The 19,809-nt window shown below is 69.0% G+C and carries 15 protein-coding genes and 1 tRNA gene; 8 read left to right on the top strand and 8 right to left on the bottom strand.

Going from position 1 to position 19,809, the window contains the following annotated elements:
- Nucleotides 1–69: 69 nt before the first annotated feature.
- The 4 genes from OHB13_RS32750 to OHB13_RS32735 form a co-directional block, all read right to left on the bottom strand.
- Nucleotides 70–927 (bottom strand): PucR family transcriptional regulator, encoded by an 858-nt coding sequence (locus OHB13_RS32750; protein ID WP_328379503.1) that lies wholly within the window; start codon nt 925–927, stop codon nt 70–72.
- A 158-nt stretch (nt 928–1,085) separates the two neighbouring features.
- Complete coding sequence (gene dacB / locus OHB13_RS32745) at nt 1,086–2,867, bottom strand: D-alanyl-D-alanine carboxypeptidase/D-alanyl-D-alanine endopeptidase (protein ID WP_328379502.1); 1,782 nt, start codon at nt 2,865–2,867, stop codon at nt 1,086–1,088.
- A 7-nt stretch (nt 2,868–2,874) separates the two neighbouring features.
- Nucleotides 2,875–3,738, bottom strand: coding sequence for a hypothetical protein (locus OHB13_RS32740; protein WP_328379501.1), 864 nt, complete (start codon nt 3,736–3,738; stop codon nt 2,875–2,877).
- A 185-nt stretch (nt 3,739–3,923) separates the two neighbouring features.
- Nucleotides 3,924–3,997 (bottom strand) — tRNA-Pro (locus OHB13_RS32735).
- A gap of 113 nt (nt 3,998–4,110) precedes the next feature.
- Between OHB13_RS32735 and OHB13_RS32730 the strand changes: the two genes are divergently transcribed.
- The 5 genes from OHB13_RS32730 (at nt 4,111) to OHB13_RS32710 (ending at nt 9,372) form a co-directional block, all read left to right on the top strand.
- Nucleotides 4,111–4,608 carry a DUF309 domain-containing protein gene (locus tag OHB13_RS32730; RefSeq protein ID WP_328379500.1) on the top strand — a complete coding sequence of 166 codons (498 nt, stop codon included), beginning with the start codon at nt 4,111–4,113 and terminating at the stop codon, nt 4,606–4,608.
- A 129-nt stretch (nt 4,609–4,737) separates the two neighbouring features.
- Nucleotides 4,738–5,502, top strand: coding sequence for a precorrin-6A synthase (deacetylating) (gene cobF, locus OHB13_RS32725; protein WP_328379499.1), 765 nt, complete (start codon nt 4,738–4,740; stop codon nt 5,500–5,502).
- A 220-nt stretch (nt 5,503–5,722) separates the two neighbouring features.
- Nucleotides 5,723–7,744, top strand: coding sequence for an NADPH-dependent 2,4-dienoyl-CoA reductase (locus OHB13_RS32720; RefSeq protein ID WP_328379498.1), 2,022 nt, complete (start codon nt 5,723–5,725; stop codon nt 7,742–7,744).
- 72 nt (nt 7,745–7,816) lie between these two features.
- Nucleotides 7,817–8,347 carry a PadR family transcriptional regulator gene (locus tag OHB13_RS32715; protein WP_328379497.1) on the top strand — a complete coding sequence of 177 codons (531 nt, stop codon included), beginning with the start codon at nt 7,817–7,819 and terminating at the stop codon, nt 8,345–8,347.
- A 104-nt stretch (nt 8,348–8,451) separates the two neighbouring features.
- Nucleotides 8,452–9,372: a DUF2510 domain-containing protein gene (locus OHB13_RS32710; RefSeq protein WP_328380446.1), complete on the top strand. Its 921-nt coding sequence runs from the start codon at nt 8,452–8,454 to the stop codon at nt 9,370–9,372.
- A gap of 75 nt (nt 9,373–9,447) precedes the next feature.
- Here the strand turns inward: OHB13_RS32710 and OHB13_RS32705 are convergent, their stop codons facing one another.
- A complete protein-coding gene (locus OHB13_RS32705; RefSeq protein WP_266850983.1) occupies nt 9,448–9,762 on the bottom strand; it encodes a hypothetical protein in 315 nt (104 codons plus the stop codon).
- Between the two features lie 199 nt (nt 9,763–9,961).
- Between OHB13_RS32705 and OHB13_RS32700 the strand changes: the two genes are divergently transcribed.
- Nucleotides 9,962–10,519: a GNAT family N-acetyltransferase gene (locus OHB13_RS32700; protein WP_328379496.1), complete on the top strand. Its 558-nt coding sequence runs from the start codon at nt 9,962–9,964 to the stop codon at nt 10,517–10,519.
- Nucleotides 10,520–10,592: 73 nt separating this feature from the next.
- Here the strand turns inward: OHB13_RS32700 and OHB13_RS32695 are convergent, their stop codons facing one another.
- Both OHB13_RS32695 and OHB13_RS32690 read right to left on the bottom strand, forming a co-directional pair.
- Entirely contained in the window at nt 10,593–11,417 is an 825-nt protein-coding gene (locus OHB13_RS32695) for a sulfite exporter TauE/SafE family protein (RefSeq protein ID WP_328379495.1), read from the bottom strand.
- 137 nt (nt 11,418–11,554) lie between these two features.
- Nucleotides 11,555–14,224 carry a glycoside hydrolase family 31 protein gene (locus OHB13_RS32690; protein ID WP_328379494.1) on the bottom strand — a complete coding sequence of 890 codons (2,670 nt, stop codon included), beginning with the start codon at nt 14,222–14,224 and terminating at the stop codon, nt 11,555–11,557.
- A gap of 419 nt (nt 14,225–14,643) precedes the next feature.
- Here OHB13_RS32690 and OHB13_RS32685 point away from each other — a divergent pair, with 419 nt between their 5' ends.
- Nucleotides 14,644–16,365, top strand: a complete 1,722-nt coding sequence (locus OHB13_RS32685; RefSeq protein ID WP_266860541.1) for a coagulation factor 5/8 type domain-containing protein — start codon at nt 14,644–14,646, stop codon at nt 16,363–16,365.
- 10 nt (nt 16,366–16,375) lie between these two features.
- On the opposite strand, the gene OHB13_RS32680 is transcribed toward OHB13_RS32685, so the two are convergent.
- Complete coding sequence (locus OHB13_RS32680) at nt 16,376–17,986, bottom strand: glycoside hydrolase family 71 protein (RefSeq protein WP_328379493.1); 1,611 nt, start codon at nt 17,984–17,986, stop codon at nt 16,376–16,378.
- Between the two features lie 383 nt (nt 17,987–18,369).
- Here OHB13_RS32680 and OHB13_RS32675 point away from each other — a divergent pair, with 383 nt between their 5' ends.
- Nucleotides 18,370–19,773, top strand: coding sequence for a sugar transferase (locus OHB13_RS32675; protein WP_328379492.1), 1,404 nt, complete (start codon nt 18,370–18,372; stop codon nt 19,771–19,773).
- The last annotated feature ends 36 nt before the right edge of the window (nt 19,774–19,809 follow it).

Genomic DNA, 19,809 nt, shown 5'->3' with positions numbered 1-19,809 from the left:
GCCCGCTCGACCAGCCGTCCTGTCGACTGGTCGGGCGGGCCCGCGCGGACGCCCTGGGAGGAGGTGAACTCATGGAGGGTCCGCTCGCATGACGCGGAGTTCGAGCATCGCGGCGAAGCGTTTCCCGGTGTCGTCAAGGTCCGTCCCGGCGATCTCCGCGGCCCGCCGCAGCCGGTATCGGAAGGTGTTCGGATGCACGTCGAGCGAGGCGGAGGCGCCCAGAACATTTCCGAGACTGTCCAGCCGGGCGGTCGGAGTCTCGACCAGGGCGGTGCCGTTTCCCCGGTCGTAGGTGCGCAGACGCTCGATCGGTCCGTCGGGAAGGCCGCCCTCGCTGCGCAGCAGATCCCCGAGTTCCAACAGCAGTGCGTCGACCTGGACTTCGGAGTACCGGGCGACACGTCTCCCGGGCCGCTGGCGGAGCACTCGCAGCGTCCGGTCAGCGTCGTGCCGGGATCGGGCCAGGTCAGCGGGGCCGGCCGAATCGACGGCACGACCGATGCCGAGAACCACACCGGTCAGCCCGTCCGAGGCCCGCTGCAGGAAGTCCCGCGCAGCCGACTGTGCCTTCTCGGGCAGATCGTCGGCGTTGGCGCCCTGTGCGGGACTCGGGACGATCGCGTAGCACACGTCTCCGACCAGAGCCGCCACGGATCCCGGGGTCACGACCGAGAGATGGAACGAGAGCGCGTCGGCAGTCCGCTCCAACAGTTGGCGGCTCATCGGTGCGCCCGCAGCGGAGGCCGCGGTCATCCCGGAAACGGCCATGGCCATCACGGTGTCGCCAATGACATCGCCACACACCGGGACATCGTTCAGGCCGCGAGCGAGGGCGATCCGGACCGGCTGGCGGAACTCGTGACCGCCCACTGGCAGGGGCTCACCGAGTCCCTCCTGCGAGGCCGAGAAGCGGATGAGGTAACCCAAAGGCCGGACAGTCAGCGTTTCCGCCCGGGGCACAAGGGCTCGTAGCACGTATCTGTCAGGTCCAGAACATGAGCGACGCGGCTCCGTTGAGACAGGTAGTCGACCACAACGTCCCTGCCGATGGAGCCGCGTTGTCCACTTGAGTGGGGTCGTGCTTCTCAGGGATTGGGGTTCCGGTAGATGCTTGCGGCCATGGCGCCCAACTGCTTGTTGGCTTTGAGTGCCAGGTCGATGGCACCGTTCACGGTGTTACCCGGTGCGGGGATGTCATTGACGTAGATGGCGAAGGCGTAGCGGCGGCCGTTCTCCGCATCGACATATCCGGCGAGTGCCTTGGTGGTCAGGGCCAACTTCCCGTTGACGGCACCGATCAGGGTGCCGGTCTTGGCTCGGATGTGGCCTGCGGCCGGGTCGGTGGGCTTGATGACGCCGGCCAGCGAGCCGTCTACGCCCATGGTCGGCATGGAGTCGTGCAAGACGCCGAAGTAGTTCTTCCCGGAGAGATTCCGCAGTAGTTGTGTCTGGGCGGCCGGTGTGGCCCTGTCACGGGTGAGGCCCTGGGCGTCCACGAGATCGAAGGAATCACGGTCGATGCCGGCACGCGTAAGAAATTCTCGTTCGGTCTTCATGCCGTCGGCGTAGGTGTGCTTGCCGTTGTGGACGGCCATCAGGGGCGGCAGAAGGTTGGCGCCGAGGTTGTGACTGACCTTGTTGATCAGTTTTGCGTATTCCTTGAAGGGGGGTGACGTGTAGCTTGCGGAGACGGGCAGCCTTTTGACCTTCTGCACCGGCGGGAGTTTGCTGCTGGGATTGTCCCCCAGGGTTGGAGAGGCGACGGAGACGCCATGCTTGGCGAGTGCTTCGATGAGTACCGTGCGGGCGAACGCGGCCGGGTCGGGCACTTGGTACGTCGCGATGAAGGGCGCGGCGGCGTCCGCCGGCACGGAACCCCCTATCCGGATGCGTCCGGCAGCGGGAGAGTCGGTCTTCACGGCCGGCTTCGTCCCGGCGGGAGTCGTGGTGACGCGCGAGTCGACGGTGAACGCGGCGGTCTTGGGGCGCCAGTCGACGGTTGCCTGCCGGCCGGGTGCTGCGGGGGTGATCAGCAGGTCAATGAGGTTGTCGTTGACGACTGTTGGCGTGATGGGTGTGCCTCCGATCGTCACAGGGGCCCAGAGGCGGTCGTCGATGACCACGTCTCCGTCGATGTGCCGGATGCCGCTCGCCGCGACCTGTCGGGCGAGGTCATTGATGCCGGCGAGGGGGTCTTCACGCGTGAGGGTGGCCATACCAGGCACGGCATTTGCATCGGTGTGGTCGAAATCCGGGATGTCGACCTTTCCGAGCGCGTTGGTCCGCCCGCCGAGTGTCAGATCGCCGCTTCCCACCATGATGAGGTTTCCGGAGAGGCGGCCGTCGTGCGATACCGAACCGGAGCGAACAAGGGGGGTGCGGAACCGATGGCTGCTCCCGAGTGTGTCGAGCGCGGCGCCGACGGCGAAGGTCTTGGCGGTCGAGCCTGTCACGAACTTGGACGTGGCGTTCTTGGACTGCACGACCTTTCCGGATTTCAGGTCGGTGACCTGAAGACCCCACTGTCCCGAGGACCATGGGGCACCTCGCATGAGTTTCTGCAGCTCTGCGCTCACCCCAGCAGCGCTCGATGATCCTGGAGCCGAAGGATGCTTGCCGGTTGTGACGGTGTGGCACGCGGAAGCGGTGAGCGCAGCGACCGTCGAGGCGGCGACGACGGCTACGGTGCGGGACCGTCGGCGTCGTCCCTTCAGCTTGACGGCGTGTGCGCCGTTCATGAGAGTGCGCTCCTGCAAGGCGACGCCTTGGCGGTCCGACAGGGTATGACGGCGCACGAAGCCAGTGATCCTGGAGAACATTTGGGGTTGATCCTCATCTTGTTGCGCGGCGGTGACGCGAGTGGTCATGCCGGAGTTACGAACGCAGGGCCCGGGCAGCGACCGTGCGTGATGTGCGGGCAGCCTGGAGGGCCAGGGCGAGGCAGGTGGTCAGGAGGGTCACAGCGGCGAGTGCGCCGAGCGTTTCCCACGGGAGACCGTTCAGAACGCGGGCGATACTGATCCTGGCTCCCGCGGCGATGGTGGCACTCGTGACGGCGATGGAGATCGCGCCGAAGAGGATTGCCGTCCCGGCGTAGATGGCTCCCTCATAGATCGTTGACCGGGTGACCACGCCCGGTCGTGCGCCGGCGACCGTCACGACGGCGGAGTCGCGGGTGCGCTCCCGCCCGACCAGGGCGATCACGGCGAGGCCGCCGACCCAGGACACGACGAAGACCCAGCCCAGAACGACCATGACGTCACCCAGCCCGGCGGTGCTTCCGGGCATGACGTTCCCCATCACCATGAAGAGCCCGACAAACGACAGGGAGAGCGCGAAGGGCAGCACCGTAGTGACGCTTCGAGCTGCCCGTGCACGGCACGAATGCAGGGCAAGGTGCCAGGCGACGCTGCGCGACGGTACGAGTGCGGTCCAGAGCTTCATCAGAGGCGTGAGAACCCACGGCCCCATCAGCAGCGCCAGGCAGATGAGGAACAGGTCGCCGGCGAAAGCGAAGGCCGTCCGCTGTTCGACGCCGCCTTCGAGTTCCAGTCCCAGCCCTGGAATCCACATGCCGACCACTCCGGCGAGGAGACACAGGGCGAGAACGCTGCGTGCGGCACCCGGCCGGGCCGGCGGATCCGAGAGGTCCCGGAAGGCGCGCATCTCCGGTGTCTTGGCGGCGCGGCGTGTGACTCCCCAGCCGCCGAGCAGACACGGAACCACCCCGAACAGCACAGCTACATGGGGACGCCGCTCCCACCCTCGCTTATGTGCGCAGCGGCCCGAGTGGGAGCAATTCGTTAAAGGGACTGGGAGCGAGCGTGCTCCCTCCCATCGCTCCCAGGGAGCGGGCCCGGGAACAGAAAAAGGGCCGTTATGAAAACGGCCCTTCACCTGCGACGTTCGATACGTTCGAACTGTCGGGACGACAGGATTTGAACCTGCGACCCCTTGACCCCCAGTCAAGTGCGCTACCAAGCTGCGCCACGTCCCGATGCCCGTCTGACCTGGGGTTTCCCCTGGCCTGACCTGCATGAGAACCATACCGCACTCCGGCCGCCGGACCGACTCCGCCATGGGGGACCGCGATCGGGAGACAATCAGCGGATGAACGAGAAGAGCGACGGCTCGCGCGACACCACGAGGGATCGCGACGCCGATGGCCGGGCGCGCAATGCCCGGCCCCGGGACGGGCTCGGGCGGCCGCTCCCGTACGGGGCCGAGGGCGTGGAACGGCAGCCGGAGGGGGTGACGCGTGCTCCTGCGGAGACCGTGCGGGAGGCGCAGCGGCTGCTCGACGCCGGGATGCCCTTCCATGCGCATGAGGTGTTCGAGGATGCCTGGAAGGCGGGGCCCGAGTCGGAGCGCGCGCTCTGGCGGGGTCTCGCGCAGCTGGCGGTCGGGCTGACGCACGCCGCCCGCGGCAATACCGCGGGCGGTGCGCGGCTGCTGCTCCGGGGTGCGGGCGGGCTCGCCGCGTACCCGGAGCCCATGCCGTACGGGATCGACATCGGCGGGCTGACCGTCTGGGCGGAGCAACTCGCGGGCGGGCTCCGGGGGCCGGTCGACGCGAGGGCGTCGGCCCCACGCCTGACCGGCGCCTGAACAGCCCTTCCCCCTGCCCCTCCGCCGGTCGGCGTCCGACCGGGCGCGGCGTCGCCGGGGGCGCCGGGCCGGGGCCGATATAAGCCCCGGCGGGCGCCGGACCTGGTGGACATGCGTCAGACTCGGCGGGTGAGAAAGATCTATGTGATCGGCATCGGTGCGGGCGACCCCGACCATCTGACGATTCAAGCGGTGAAGGCCCTCAACAAGATGGATGTCTTCTTCCTCCTCGACAAGGGTGCGGAGAAGTCCGATCTGATCCGGCTGCGCCACAACATCCTCCAGGAGCACATCGGGCACGGCCGCGGCTACCGGCTCGTCGAGGCGCGGGACCCCGACCGGGACCGCGCAGCCGGGGGTTCCGGATACGCCGCGGCCGTCGACGACTGGCGGCGGGCCCGGGCCGGCATCTACGAGCGCATGATCATGGAGGACCTGGGCGATGACGAGTGCGGCGCGTTCCTGGTGTGGGGTGATCCCGCTCTGTACGACTCCACTCTCGCCATCCTCGAAGAGGTCCTGGAGCGAGGCGCGGTCGCCTTCGACCATGAGGTGATTCCCGGCATCAGCAGTGTGTCGGCGCTGGCGGCCAGACATCGCACCGGTCTGAACCGGGTCGGGCAGCCCGTGCAGATCACCACCGGACGGCGGCTCGCCGAGGGGTGGCCCGACGGTGTGGACGACGTCGTCGTCATGCTCGACGCCGAGCAGGCATTCCGTCACCACGTGGACGAGGATCCGGTGATCCACTGGGGCGCCTATCTGGGCACCGAGGACGAGATCCTGGTCTCCGGACGGCTGTCGGAGGTCGCCGGGCGCATCGGGGAACTGCGGTCGGAGGCCCGCGCCCGGAAGGGCTGGATCATGGACACCTATCTGCTGCGCAGGGACTGACCCGCAGGAACTGACCGCAGGGACTGACCCCGCAGGGACTGACCGCAGGAACTGACCGCAGGAACTGGCAGCAGGAGCCGACCGCAGGGACGGAATACAGGACACGCAGCAGCGACATCCACGGCACGGGCAGTGACGCACTCCATTATGCAACTTGTTGCACAACAGGGTGCGGCTGGTCTAGAAAGAGCTGACCACCACTGCGCACCGGAGGCGCCGGATGAGCCCGTACCCCCACCTGCTGAGCCCCCTCGACCTCGGCTTCACCACGCTGCCCAACCGTGTCCTGATGGGGTCGATGCACCTCGGGCTCGAAGAGGCGACGGACGGCTTCGAGCGGTTGGCCGAGTTCTACGCGACCCGCGCACGCGCCGGTGCCGGGCTCATCGTGACGGGCGGGATCTCCCCCAACGAGCAGGGCAGGTCGCGCGACGGCGGCGCCAAGCTGACCACCGAGGCGGAGGCCGCCGAGCACGAGATCGTGACCGCGGCCGTCCACCGGGCGGGCGGCAGGATCGCGATGCAGATCCTGCACTTCGGCCGGTACGCCTTCCACCCCGGTCTGGTGGCGCCGAGCGCGGTCCAGGCGCCGATCAGCCCGTTCACCCCGCACGCCCTCACCGACGACGAGGTCGAGCAGACCATCGAGGACTTCGTACGGGCGGCCGAGCTGGCCCGGAGCGCCGGATACGACGGTGTAGAGATCATGGGGTCCGAGGGCTATCTGATCAACGAGTTCATCGCGGCGCAGACCAACCACCGCGAGGACCGCTGGGGCGGTTCGTACGAGAACCGCATCCGGTTCCCCCTGGAGATCGTCCGCCGGGTACGCGAACGGGTGGGGCCCGACTTCATCCTCATCTACCGGCTCTCCATGCTCGACCTGGTCCCCGGCGGTTCCTCGCAGGACGAGGTGGTCGCGCTCGCCCAGCGGATCGAGGCGGCGGGCGCGACCATCATCAACACCGGAGTCGGCTGGCACGAGGCGCGGATACCGACCATCGCGACGTCGGTGCCGCGTGGCGCGTACACCTGGGTGACGAAGAAGGTCACGGGCGCGGTCACCATTCCCGTGATCACCAGCAACCGGATCAACACCCCCGAGGTCGCCGAGGAGTTGCTGGCCGGAGGCTGCGCGGACATGGTGTCGCTCGCCCGCCCCTTCCTGGCCGATCCGGAGTTCGTCGCGAAGGCCGCACAGGGCCGCTCCGACACCATCAACACCTGCATCGGCTGCAACCAGGCCTGTCTCGACCACACCTTCAGCGGTCTGATCACCTCTTGCCTGGTCAACCCGCGCGCCTGCCGTGAGACCGAACTGGTCCTGTCGCCGACCCGGCGCCGCAAGCGCGTCGGGGTGGTCGGCGCCGGTCCCGCCGGGCTCGCCTTCGCCGTGTCGGCTGCCGAGCGCGGCCACGCGGTGACGCTCTTCGACGCCGCAGAAGAGATCGGCGGGCAGCTGAACGTGGCGCGGCGGATACCCGGCAAGGAGGAGTTCGACGAGACCCTGCGCTACTTCCGGGTCCAGCTCGAACTGCGCGGCGTCGATGTCCGGTTGAAGACCCTGGCCACGGCGGAGACGCTCACCGCGGAGGGCTTCGACGAGATCGTGCTCGCCACCGGAGTCGTCCCGCGCACCCCGGACATCCCCGGCCTCGACCACCCCAGCGTCGTCAGCTATCTGGACGTCCTGCGGGACGGCGCACAGGTGGGACCGCGTGTCGCGGTCATCGGAGCCGGCGGGATCGGCTTCGACGTCGCCGAGTTCCTCACCGACAGCGGCGAGTCGGCGAGCCAGGACCCGGCGGTCTTCTTCCAGCAGTGGGGTGTCGACACCGAGTACCGCACGCCCGGCGGTCTGCGCGCCCCGGTCCGGCCGGCCTCGCCGCGGACCGTGCATCTGCTCCAGCGCAAGACCGCCAAGGTCGGTGCGGGGCTCGGGAAGACGACGGGATGGATCCACCGTACGGAGCTCAGGCACCGCGGCGTCACGATGGTCGCGGGCGTGACGTACGAACGGATCGACGACGAGGGTCTCCATGTCACGGTCGACGGCGCCGCGCAGGTGATCCCCGTCGACACGGTCGTGCTGTGCACCGGTCAGGAACCGCGACGCGAGCTGTACGAGCAGCTGCGCGCCGCGGGCCATCCGGTGCATGTGATCGGAGGCGCCGATGTGGCGTCCGAGCTGGACGCCAAGCGGGCCGTACGCCAGGGGACCGAACTGGCCGCGAGCGTCTGAGCCACCGCATCGAGGCAGCTCCCGGCGCCGCACAACGGCAGCTCCCGGCCGGGATCTCTCTAGGATGCCCGCATGTCCCTCCCGCACGCGATCCTCACCGCCCTGCTCGAAAAGCCGTCGTCGGGTCTTGAGCTGACCCGGCGATTCGACAGGTCGATCGGTTACTTCTGGTCGGCGACGCATCAGCAGATCTACCGCGAACTGGCCAAACTGGAGCAGTCCGGCTTCATCCGCCCGCTGCCGCAGCAGCCCTCGCGCGGGCGGAAGCGGGAGTACGAGGTCCTGCCCGAGGGGCGCACCGAACTGACGGCCTGGGTGGCCAGGCCGGAGGATCCCAGAGCGTCCCGCGATCCGCTGCTGCTGCGGCTGCGGGCGGCGGCCGTGGTGGGGACGGACGGCCTCGGATCCGAGTTGGCGCGCCATCTCCGGCTGCACGAGGGGAAGCTGGCCGAGTATCTGGCCATCGAGAAGCGTGACTTCTCGCGGCCCGGCCCGTCCCCGCAGGACCGTCTCCAGCATCTGGTGCTCCGGGCCGGCATCGATCTGGAGAAGTACTGGGTCGGGTGGCTCACGGAGGTGCTTGCGGAGTTGACCGGCCGCTGAATCCGGCCCGGGTCCGCGTATGACGCGTGGCGCCCGGCGCCCTCCCCCGACCCCGATTCATGTGATTTTCACGCAGCCCGGCTACGGTGGCGGCTGTGACCCAGATGAGCCCGCCCGGATGGCACAGAGACCCCGGGTATACAGGAATAGGCCCAGTCCAGGAACGCTGGTGGGACGGCGCCCAGTGGACCGACCAGCTGCGTGTGCCGCCTGCCGCGGCCCGGCGGCGCCGGTTGCGGATCGGCGCCGCGGTCACGGCCGCCGTGGTGGTCCTGGCGGCCGTCGGGGGCGGTATCTATCTGCTGACGGACGGATCGGGCTCCGGGCACACATCGGATGCGGCGACCGCCCCGTCCAAGGCGCCCTCCGATGCGCCCAGCCGCCCCGGGACACCGGGCGGCGGTGGCGGGAGCGGCCAGAACGGCGGCGGCAGCGGCGGAGACGACGGCCCCGGGTTGCAGGCACCGCCGACCGAGGACGGCTACGCCACCGACGCGGCCAGCGGGATCAGCATCCCCGTACCGAAGGGCTGGGCGGGCCAGTCGGGGACCGTCGGGGCCGGCGTGACCATCGGCAAGTACACCTGCCCGAGCGGGTCCGGCGCGAACGGCAAGACCGCGCAGTGTGTGCGCGGCGGGGTGTTCTCCGAACCCGCGATCGCCCTGAAGATCAAGACGACCGACCCGGAGGCCGCCGCGAAGAAGGACATCGCGGGCAACGCCAAGGAGTCTTACGGGGAGACCTCTTCGGGGATCACCTCGCACCAGCAGCTGAAGTCCGAGGCCGTCACGGTGGCCGGCCAGCAGGGCTATCTGGTGCGCTGGAAGGTGGTGACGAAGAAGGGTGACGACGGGTACGTCCAGTCGCTGGCCTTCCCGTCGCCGGGGGCCGACGGCATGCTGATCGTCGTACGCTCCGGCTTCGACATCAACTCCAAGGCGCCCGCGCTCTCCGTCATGGACCAGATCACCAAGGGGATCAAGGCGGCCTCCACTTCGGGGACCGGGTCGGGCGAAGGCGCCTGACTCCCTCTGCCCCATCCGCACCCGGAACGCGGCCGTCGGCGGCGTCAGGCGTCGGCGTCGGCGTCGGCGTCGGCGTCAAGGCAGTACGAGCCAGTCGGCGGCGACAGCGGCCACCAGGCCCACGCACAGCAGCCAACTCGCGACCCGGGTACGGCCGCTGCGGCTGAGTTCGATGACCACACCGCAGAGGATCAGCGCCATTCCGTAGTCGGCCACGACCAGCAGGGACGACCGGCTGGTGATCCGCTCCGCGAGCACCAGCGCGACCGCGGCCATCATGACGGATGCCACCGCTATCCGTATCCGCCGGGCCTGACGAGGCGTCAGGCCCGGCTTCCCGGGCTCGGTCAGGTCCGTGTCCACCGCTTCGCTCTGGTCAGGAGTGCTCATGAGCGGGAATCGTAACGGAGTGCGTGCGGTCCGCGCCGACGCAGTCAGGACCGGTTCCGGCGGACCGCCCCTGACACCCCCCGAACAGACCGGATCCCTCCGTCACGGCGGCCTCCCGGCGCTGGCCGGGAGATACTGTCCGGGCTGAGTTCAAGGAGGCGCCGGTCTCCACTCCCCCGTACCGAGGTGGGCCGACGCCATGACCCTGCGCTATTTCCGAGAGAACGGCCTGCTCGTTCTGGAGACGGACCGGCTCGTCCTGCGTGAGCAGTCGCCGGCCGCGGCCGCCGTGCTCGCCGAGGGCGGCACGGCCGGACTCGACTGGCTCGACGCGGCTCCGGGCAGCGGGACGCAGATCGCCGCGAAGATGGTGGCGATGGCTGCCGAAGCCGGGGCGTACCTGCCCGGCTGGGGGCTGTTCGTGATCGAGCGCGCCGTCGACGGTACCGCGCTGGGCGGGATCGGATTCCACGGGCCGCCGTCCGAGGGCACGGTGGAGATCGGCTACGACCTGACGGAGTCGGCGCGGGGCGCCGGCTGGGCGACGGACGCGGTGATCGCGCTCACCGGCTGGACGCTGCGACTCCCCGCTGTGCACACGGTGCTGGCCACGACGGACCCGGGCAATCTGCCCTCGCAACGGGTCCTCCTCCGGGCCGGGTTCACCCGGCGCGCCGACCTGGACGGGCTGTGGGCGTACGAGCTGACCGACGAACCCGCCTCAGCCCGGCCCGGATCACCGGGGGCCGTCCGATGAGTATCGGCGTACCGCCGTTCCTGCCCTTCGGCCTGCCGGGCCTGTACCGGGATCCGCGGGACCGGGCGGCTGCTCAGCGCAGCAGCAGCTGAGCGCCGCCCAGTACGGTCGCACCGATCACCAGCCGCTCGAAGAGCCGCTGGTTGATCCGGTGCACACAGGCCCGTCCGATGAACGCGCCGGGGACGACGAAGACCACCAGCACGGCGTCCAGCAGCAGCGACTTGCCGTCGATCAGGCCCAGCCCTGCGCTGAAGGGCACCTTGACGGTGTTGACGATCAGGAAGAACCACGCCGACGTGCCGAGGAAGCCCAGTTTCCGGAAGCCCGCCGAGATCAGATAGAGCGACATGACCGGGCCGCCGGCGTTGGCGACCATCGTGGTGAAGCCGCCGAGCACTCCGTACGAGCGAGCCATGACCCGGCCGCGGCGGGCCGGCCCCACCGCTGTCCCGTCGTCCGCCGCCGTCCCGTCATCCACTGCGGTGCTGTCGTCCGTTGTGGCCGTCCCGGCCGGCTCCGTGGAACGTCTGCGCCACAGGGTGACGCCCGCCATCAGCAACAGGATCGCGCCGATCGAGGTGCGGACCACCGCGTCGTCGGCCCAGAACAGGAAGCCCGTGCCGATCACCACCCCCACCGCCACCGCCGGGAACAGCCGCCAGAGCGTCGGCCAGTGGGCGTGCCTGCGGTAGGTGAGGACGGCGAGCACGTCCCCGGCGATCAGTACGGGCAGCAGCACCCCGGTCGATTCCCGGGCCGGCAGCACCGCCGCGAAGACCGCGAGGCTGATGGTGTTGGCCCCGCTGACCGCGGTCTTGGAGAAGCCGACCAGCATCGCCGCCGCCGCGAGGGCGGCCATGCCCCCGATGTTTCCTGTGATGTTCAGCGTGTCCATAGAGATGAAGGAGATATGCCCCGCCCCCGGGGCGAACACACCCCCGAGGCACCCGAGCCCCGTTCGGCCCACCCCGGACACAGGTCAGGGGCCGTCCGAGAACGGCCCCTGACTGCTTCACCACTGCCCGGGTACCGCTACCTCCGCAGCTCGACCGAGAAGCCGTGGCCCGTGGAGAGCGACGGCGTCCTGATCTCGGTCACCCCGGTGTCCGGGTCCGTGTACCAGCCGGACTTGGCCGCCGCGAACGCCTTCGCGGAGTCCAGCCGGTGGAGCTTGCCGCCCGCCATGGCCACCTGGGACGGTGCGTCCTTGGCGTGCACCGTGAAGGTGTACGAGCGGGAGGCGGGCTTGCCCGTGTAACTGCCCACGCTGGCACCGACCTTGATGGAGGTGCTGCCCTTGCCGTGCGTCGGGGCCTTCACCTGCACGTGCTGGGTGGCCGACGAGCCCTTCGCGAACTTCCGCGTCACGCCGTCGTCCTCGTACAGCGTGTAGTCCGTGGTGCCCTTGGGGTAGATGTCGTAGTCGAGTTCGCTCTTGTTCCGGGTCTCCCAGGACGTCGTGCCCTTGGGCCACATCGGGACGATCGAGCCGCCCTTGACGAACAGCGGGAGGGTGTCGAGCGGCGCCTTGTAGCCGTTGACCGTGGTCGGGCCGTGGTAGGTCTTGCCCGTCCAGTAGTCGGTCCAGGTGCCCTTCGGGAGGTAGATGCCGTTGCGCACGTCGGTGTCGCTGTAGACGGGCGCGACCAGGAAGTCCGAGCCGGACATGAACTCGTACTTGGCGTCGGCGCCGAGCGTCGCCGGGTCGTCCGGGTACTCCAGCGACAGCGGGCGCACCGACCCGACGCCGGTCTTCGTGGCGTCCTTGGACAGCGTGTACATGTACGGCAGCAGCCGCTCCTTCAGCTGGAGGTACTTCCGGTTGATGGAGGTGTACGGCTCACCGTCCAGCCACGGCTGCTGGTCGTGCGGCTTCTTGGTGGTGATGTCGGTGGCCCAGCCGTCCATCGTCATGATGGCCGGGAGGAACGCCTTCCACTGGAGGTCACGGGCGTACATCTTGGGGTCGTGGCTGTAGATCGAGCCGACGTCACCGGTGTTGTACGCGATGCCGGACAGGGTCGCGCCGGCGTATGTGGGAATCTGCCAGCGCAGGTAGTCCCAGGACAGCTTCTGGTCACCGCTCCAGAGCACTCCGCAGCGCTGGGCACCGGCCCAGGAGACCGGCAGCCAGACAAAGCCGCGGGCGTCGCTGTTGTCCTCGATACCGGCCTTGGCCTGGTCGCAGGCGTCGAGCGCCATGCCGTAGCCGTTGCCGACCCAGGCGACGTCCAGCTTGCGGACGCGTACTCCGGCCTTGGCCTCCTCGGCCTGGTTCGGCAGACCGTCCTGGGTCCAGAGGCCGAGCTGGGTGTGGCTCTTGTTCAGACCGGCGCCGGTCTGCGGCAGGTCCTCGTAGCCGCAGCCGTAGCCGTCGTTGACCAGCATCCAGCCGAGCGGCATCTGGTTCTGGTTGTAGCTGTCCGCGATCTTGAGCGAGTCCAGGGTGTGGCGCTCGCCCCGGTTGGCGTTGTGCAGATAGCAGTCGGCGTCGCCGGGCTCAAGGCCGTACACCGGCGGCATGAACGGCTTGCCGACCAGTGAGGTGTACTCGCCGATGACCTTCTTGGTGTCACCGGTGAAGTAGTAGGCGTCCAGCCGCCGCTCCTGCTGGCCGGTCCTGACCGGTGAGCCGAAGTCGTACACCCCGGCCGTCATGGTGTTGCGGAAGACGCCGTATCCCGCGCTGGAGATGTAGAACGGCTGGGAGTTGTTGTAGCCGCCCTCGTCCCAGTCGGTGTTGTTCCCGACGTTCATGACCTGGTCGCGGTGGGAGAAGCTGCCGTTCTGTTCACCACCGCCGAAGAACTGCTCCTTGGACCCGCGCTTCAGGCTCTGCCGCATTCCGCCGGACGTCCAGCGCAGCGGGTCGGCCTCCGCCCAGATCACGGTGCGGTTGTCCGCCTTGTACAGGGCGAACGTCAGCGGCTTCTTGTAGACGCGCAGTACGACGCCCTTCGACCGGATCCCGTAGTAGGAGCCGGCGTTGAAGGCGGAGGTGTGCGACTGGACCGTCGGCTGCTTCTGGATCATATGGCTGCCCGCGGGCCCGGAGAGGTCTCCGTCCGGGGATGCCTGGAGCCGCATCGTCTCATCGGTGAAGAAGGAGGCGCGCGCCTTGAGATCACCGGCCGCGATGTCGTAGGTGCCGTGCGAGCCGCTGAAACCGGTCAGATTGCCCGCGTCGGTGGACTCGGGAAGATAGGCCTTGCCGGTGAAGGAGTTGTTGTGGACGTTGTACGGGACGACCACCACGTGGTAGGTGCCCGACGCCTTGGGGATGACCGTCGCCTCGGGGTCGGCGGTCCCGGCACTCGACGCGACCTGCTTGTTGTCCTTGTCGTAGATGTACATGTCGAAGTCGTCGGTGGGGGTCTGCCACTGGATGGAGACCGGGACACCGCCCTCGGGGTTGTCGTCCCACTGGCCCGCCGGCGGGTTCACGGTCAGATCGAACCGGGCGCACTTGGCCTGGTCCGGGTCGTCGGCCGCCGTCCCGCACTTGTCGGGCCCGTCCACGGTGCCCTTGGCGTAGACGGGGCTCTGCCAGGTGACGCTCTTCGTCCCGCTGTCGAGGACCCCCGACGGGGTCGCGGCCGCGTGTGCCTGCGACGCCGGGACGGTCAGGGTGGTGAGGGCGAGTACCAGCGCCGACACCGCGGCGGCCGCGCCCTGCCGGGGGCGGCTTCTGAGGATTCGCAAGGAGTGTTCTCCGTTCGTACCGAACAGTAAAATGTGCAATGCCTGCGCAGACATGCTTGGAACACTGGAATTTCGAGCATCACAATTCACCTTGCGGTCAGTACATGTCAACGTTTCGGCGCGATCCGCACCGCTCGTCCGGAGCGGTCCCGGACCGGGTACCGCCCTCGTCAGCGATGCCACGGAGCCCGGGCTGCCTTCCTCAAATAACCCCTTATTCAACAGAGTTGGAGAAACTCAGGTCATCGGCAGCACTTTTTGCACAACTCTTGACGTGGCACACCCGCGGAGGAACGATCCAACCCATCAGAGAGCGCTCCCACACTCTTTCGCTCTTCACTTCTTGAAGGCTCACTGTCGAGCCACCAACCGCGGGAGATTTCCCCATGCTTGTTCCCCCCACAGCACGCAGGAGAGGGATGTCGGCGGTGGCAGCGGCCGCGCTCGCCGCCGCTCTGCTCGTCGTCGCCCCATCCGCGTCACACGCCGCCGATCTGCCCGGCGGCGGTGACCTCGGTCCGAACGTGCATGTCTTCGACCCCTCCACCCCCGACATCCAGGGCCAGTTGGACTCGGTGTTCAAACAGCAGGAGTCGGCGCAGTTCGGCACCGGCAGGGACGCCTTCTTCTTCAAGCCGGGTACGTACAGCAACATCAACGCCCAGCTCGGCTTCTACACCTCGATCGCCGGTCTCGGCCTGTCCCCCGACGACACGAACATCAACGGCGATGTCACCGTGGACGCCGGCTGGTTCAACGGGAACGCCACGCAGAACTTCTGGCGCTCGGCGGAGAACCTCGCCCTCACCCCGGCGAACGGCACCGACCGCTGGGCGGTGGCACAGGCCGCGCCGTTCCGCCGGATGCACGTCAAGGGCGGACTCAATCTGGCCCCCGACGGCTACGGCTGGGCAAGCGGCGGCTATATCGCCGACAGCAAGATCGACGGGACGGTGAGCCCCTACTCCCAGCAGCAGTGGTACACCCGGGACAGCTCGGTCGGCGGCTGGGCCAACGGCGTCTGGAACATGGTGTTCTCAGGCGTCAAGGGCGCCCCCGCGCAGGGCTTCCCCGACCCCACGTACACCACTCTGGACACGACCCCCGTCTCCCGGGAGAAGCCGTTCCTGTATCTGGACGGCAACGACTACAAGGTGTTCACACCGGCGATGCGCACCAACGCCAGTGGCACCACCTGGGAGAACGGCACGCCCAAGGGCGACTCGATCCCGCTGGACCAGTTCTACGTGGTCAAGCCGGGCGCGACCGCGGCGACCATCAACCAGGCGCTCGACCAGGGCCTCAACCTCCTCTTCACGCCGGGCATTTACCACGTCGACCAGACCATCGACGTGAAGCGGGCCAACACGGTGGTGCTGGGCCTCGGGTACGCGACGATCGTCCCCGACAACGGGGTGACGGCGATGAAGGTCGCCGACGTGGACGGCGTCAAGCTGGCCGGTCTGCTCATCGACGCGGGTACCACCAACTCGGACACGCTGCTCCAGGTCGGCCCGGAAGGCTCGTCGGCCGACCACTCCGCCAACCCGACCACCGTGCAGGACGTCTTCGTCCGGATCGGCGGCGCGGGACCGGGCAAGGCCACCACCAGCATGGAGATCAACAGCAACAACACCATCGTCGACCACACCTGGCTCTGGCGGGCCGACCACGGTGACGGCGTCGGCTGGGAGACCAACAGAGCCGACTACGGGCTCACCGTCAATGGCGACAATGTGCTGGCCACCGGGTTGTTCGTCGAGCACTTCAACAAGTACGACGTCCAGTGGAACGGCGAGAACGGCAAGACGATCTTCTTCCAGAACGAGAAGGCGTACGACGCCCCGAACCAGGCCGCCGTCCAGGACGGCGCCACCAAGGGGTACGCCGCCTACAAGGTCGCCGACTCGGTGAACACCCATGAGGGCTGGGGACTCGGCAGCTACTGCAACTTCACCGCGGATCCCACCATCCAGCAGGACCACGGCTTCGCCGCCCCCGACAAGGCGGGCGTGAAGTTCCACGATCTGCTGGTCGTGTCACTCGGCGGGAAGGGCCAGTACAACCACGTCATCAACAACACCGGGTCCGCGACGTCGGGGACATCGACCGTGCCGTCCACCGTCGTCTCGTACCCCTGAGCGCCGGAGCTCAGGGCGTGTCCGGGCGGCCGCTGCTCTCCGCGTAGTACTGGAGGTCCTGGACCTGGACCTGACTCCGCACCGGGTGGCGCGAGGTCACCTCCGCCACGGTGCGGCCGTCCCGGCGCACCGTGGCCGCGCTCCACCCGGTGTGCAGCGGCACCAGGGTGGGCCGCACTCCGGCCGGCACCGGGTGGCTCTGCCGCTCGGTGCCGACCACGGTGTCCAGGACGGCGGGCGCGGTCAGGAAGGTCAGCGCCTCCACCGTGTCACGGGGCGCCGCCGTCCCGGCGCGCGGGCTCATCAGCTTCTGCTGTGCCCCGGGCAGCGGCCGGGTCCCGGCGAACTGGACCCGTGAGGTCAGATAGACCGTGTCGCGTACGATCCTGGGCCACTGCCCCGTCTTGAAGCGGGTGAGGTAGTACGAGGACAGGTCGAGGTAGACGTATCCGTTGTGCAGCGACGGTGCGAACTGGCTCCCCTCGGAGTAGTCGTTCCAGGTGGTGAGCTGGACCCAGTCGGCGCCGTCGTCGATCGCGTGACCCCAGCCGGCCCGCAGCGTAGCGGTGTTGCCCGCCTCGTCGTACACCCCCTGGTTGGGCCTGGCGTCCTGGACCGAGACCGGCTGCATCCAGGTCTTGCCCAGCCGGTGGGCCAGAGCGACGTCGGAGGCGGCGCCCGCCTGGGCGGTGTAGCTGCGGTTTCCCCACTCCGAGAAGCCGTAGCTGATCGGGGCGAACCGCTCGGCGTTCGCGGTGAAGTCGAGGAACAGCGGGACCAGGGCCGTCCGGATGCCGTGCTGGGTCCGGAGCCGCGTGGTCAGCTGCGACCACCAGCCGGGACTGTGCGCCTCCGCCTTGAAGGGCGAGATCACCAGGCGTCCGTCGCCGAGCCGGTGGGCGGCCGGTGAGGCGGCGAGACCCGCCAGGGCGTCCGCCAGCGTCGTCGGGTCGGTGTGCAGCGACGTCATGTCCGGCATCAGCATGATGCGGAAGCCCGGCGCGGCCGAAGCGGCAGCCTTGAGCAGGAGGTTGACCCGCTCCCAGTTCGGTCCGGTCAGCGAGAGGATGTCGACGCTGAACCCGTCGATGCCCGCGGCCCTGGCGGTGCGGACCTCCTGCTGGAGGTTGGCGAGCTGCCAGTCGCCGCCCCGGGGCGCCACGGGCAGTGGCCGGTCCCGCAACAGGCCGCCGTACGGGGCGTGTTTGCCGTTCTCGCCCTGCGCCGTCAGGTAGTTGCGGCTGTAGTAGTCCTGCCCGGCCGGCTTGTTGTCCAGGGACAGCGGATACGGCGTGAAGTAGTGGGCGAACACCAGGTGGTGGCCGGTTCGCAGTGTCGCGGGTGAGGGCAGGTCGAAGGGGAGCTCCTTGCCGGTGACGTGCTGCGGCCTGGGAGTGAGGTCCCCGGCACGCGCCGCCGGGCCCTGCGCGGACGGTGCGGCGGCGGGTGCTCCCCCGGCGGGCTTCCCGTCCGCCCCGAAGGGCGACCAGGCCATTCCGTTGCCGGCCAGCAGGCAGATCAGCAGCAGCCCGAGCACCAGACCGGCTCCCGGCAGCAGGATGCGCCGCCCGGCGGTTCTGCGGCGGTGGGGCGCCAAGGTTCGTTCCGGCGCTTCGGCCATCGTCGCTCCTTCCCGGAAGGCCGCCCGTAGTAAGGGGGTTGGGCAGTAGTAGAGCGGAAATGCGGCTCCGGGACAACTGGGAGTCCGTCCCGAACGAGCCAGTACGTGACCATTCGGCCAGAATTACACGAGCCCAACACCCCTTCACCACATGCCCTCCCGATACACGCCGGGGCCAATCGGTCGCAACGTTTACGTAAACGGCATTGTGCGACCTGAAGTTTGTCGTACTGTTCCCTGTTGCGACTCCAGTTCGTCGATCGGGGAATCGACGAACAGGACGAACCAGTCAACACGTGCCGGGGGGGTACATGTGGCATGTCCGAACGCCTGAGACCAGTGCGTCCGACATCAGCACTTCATCAGGCGCGATCCCGCATGGGATGCGCCTGAAAGCACCGTGGTACCTGCCGACGGCGCTGCTCGCCGACGTCGCGGCGACAGCGCTGCCGGTCGCTCTCGTGTTCCGCGCCCAGGGCCAGCCGTACGCGCTCCGGTCGGCGGCCGTGACAGCGCTCGCCTGGCTCGGGGTGCAGGCGCTCCGGCACCGCTACACCAAGCGCGCCCTGGGCGAGTCCAGGGGTGCGCTGCCGGTCCTGCACGACTGGCTGATCCTGCTGGGTGTGCTGGCCGTGGTCCGCAGCGCGGCCGAACTGCACCACCCGCCGCTGCTCTGCCTGTTGGTCCTCCTGCCGGCCCTGCTGGCCACGCTCGTCTGCCGCCGGGCGACCTACCGGCATCTGGCGGCGGCCCGCCGCAAGGCCCAGGTCGTCACCCGGGTGCTGGTCGTCGGCGAACCGTCGGCCGCCGACGAGGTCGCCGGACATCTGGCGGGCCGCACCGACCACCCGTACGTCGTGGTCGGCATCGTGGCGGTCGGCGTGGGCGCGGTGGACAGCGGCTCGCGGCTGGCGGGCCGGCTGGCCCGGCAGGCCCCTGCGGCCACCGCCGACGACACCGTGCCGCTGCTGAGCGCCGCACACGAGCTGGCCGCCGATGTCGTCCTGGTCGCACCCGGTGCGGGCATGTCGGGCGAGCGGCTGCGGCGGCTGTCCTGGGCGCTGCACGACGCCGGGGTCGAACTGGCCCTGGCGCCGGGCCTGGTGGAGATCTCCGTCAAGCGGATGGAGCCCGCGTCAGCCGCCGGGATGGCTCTGCTGCGCATCGTGCCGCCGGTGCGGCGCGGCGCCCAGCCGGTGCTGAAGTCCGTCACGGACCGGGCGGGCGCGGGTCTGGGGCTGCTGCTGCTGTCACCGCTGTTCCTGGTGATAGCCCTTGCGGTCGGGCTGAGTTCGGCCGGCCCGGTCTTCTACCGGCAGCAGCGGATCGGCCAGGGCGGCACACCGTTCGTCATGTGGAAGTTCCGCACGATGCGGCTGGACGCGGACGCCCGCAAGGCCGAGCTGGCGGCGGCGAACGAGACCGACGGGCCGATGTTCAAGATGCGGCGCGACCCGCGGGTCACCCGGACCGGACGGCTGCTGCGCAGGACGTCCCTCGACGAACTGCCCCAGCTGATCAATGTGTTGCTCGGTGTCATGTCCCTGGTCGGCCCGCGCCCGCCGCTGCCCGAGGAGGTCGCGCTCTACAACGAGACGGAGGCCAGGCGGCTGGCTGTAAGACCCGGGATGACCGGGCTCTGGCAGGTCAGCGGCCGGTCCGACCTCTCCTGGGACGAGGCCATCCAGCTCGATCTCCAGTACGTCGACAACTGGTCGTTCACCAGCGATGTCGATGTGATGGCCCGTACGCTCCGCGCCGTTGTCGACGGCCGCGGTGCGTACTGACCGGCCGCTGTCCGTGCCGCCCATGCGGGCAGGGAC

The sequence above is a fragment of the Streptomyces sp. NBC_00440 genome, from assembly GCF_036014215.1.
Taxonomy (GTDB): domain Bacteria; phylum Actinomycetota; class Actinomycetes; order Streptomycetales; family Streptomycetaceae; genus Streptomyces.
This window is presented reverse-complemented; position numbering and strand designations above follow the sequence as displayed.

Bases quoted from the DNA above. Each gene is read 5' to 3' on its own strand.
- dacB (WP_328379502.1), bottom strand. From the start codon at position 2,867: ATGACCACTCGCGTCACCGCCGCGCAACAAGATGAGGATCAACCCCAA.
- OHB13_RS32730 (WP_328379500.1), top strand. From the start codon at position 4,111: ATGAACGAGAAGAGCGACGGCTCGCGCGACACCACGAGGGATCGCGAC.
- OHB13_RS32720 (WP_328379498.1), top strand. From the start codon at position 5,723: ATGAGCCCGTACCCCCACCTGCTGAGCCCCCTCGACCTCGGCTTCACC.
- OHB13_RS32715 (WP_328379497.1), top strand. From the start codon at position 7,817: ATGTCCCTCCCGCACGCGATCCTCACCGCCCTGCTCGAAAAGCCGTCG.
- OHB13_RS32710 (WP_328380446.1), top strand. From the start codon at position 8,452: ATGAGCCCGCCCGGATGGCACAGAGACCCCGGGTATACAGGAATAGGC.
- OHB13_RS32705 (WP_266850983.1), bottom strand. From the start codon at position 9,762: ATGAGCACTCCTGACCAGAGCGAAGCGGTGGACACGGACCTGACCGAG.
- OHB13_RS32700 (WP_328379496.1), top strand. From the start codon at position 9,962: ATGACCCTGCGCTATTTCCGAGAGAACGGCCTGCTCGTTCTGGAGACG.
- OHB13_RS32695 (WP_328379495.1), bottom strand. From the start codon at position 11,417: ATGGACACGCTGAACATCACAGGAAACATCGGGGGCATGGCCGCCCTC.
- OHB13_RS32685 (WP_266860541.1), top strand. From the start codon at position 14,644: ATGTCGGCGGTGGCAGCGGCCGCGCTCGCCGCCGCTCTGCTCGTCGTC.
- OHB13_RS32680 (WP_328379493.1), bottom strand. From the start codon at position 17,986: ATGGCCGAAGCGCCGGAACGAACCTTGGCGCCCCACCGCCGCAGAACC.
- OHB13_RS32675 (WP_328379492.1), top strand. From the start codon at position 18,370: ATGCGCCTGAAAGCACCGTGGTACCTGCCGACGGCGCTGCTCGCCGAC.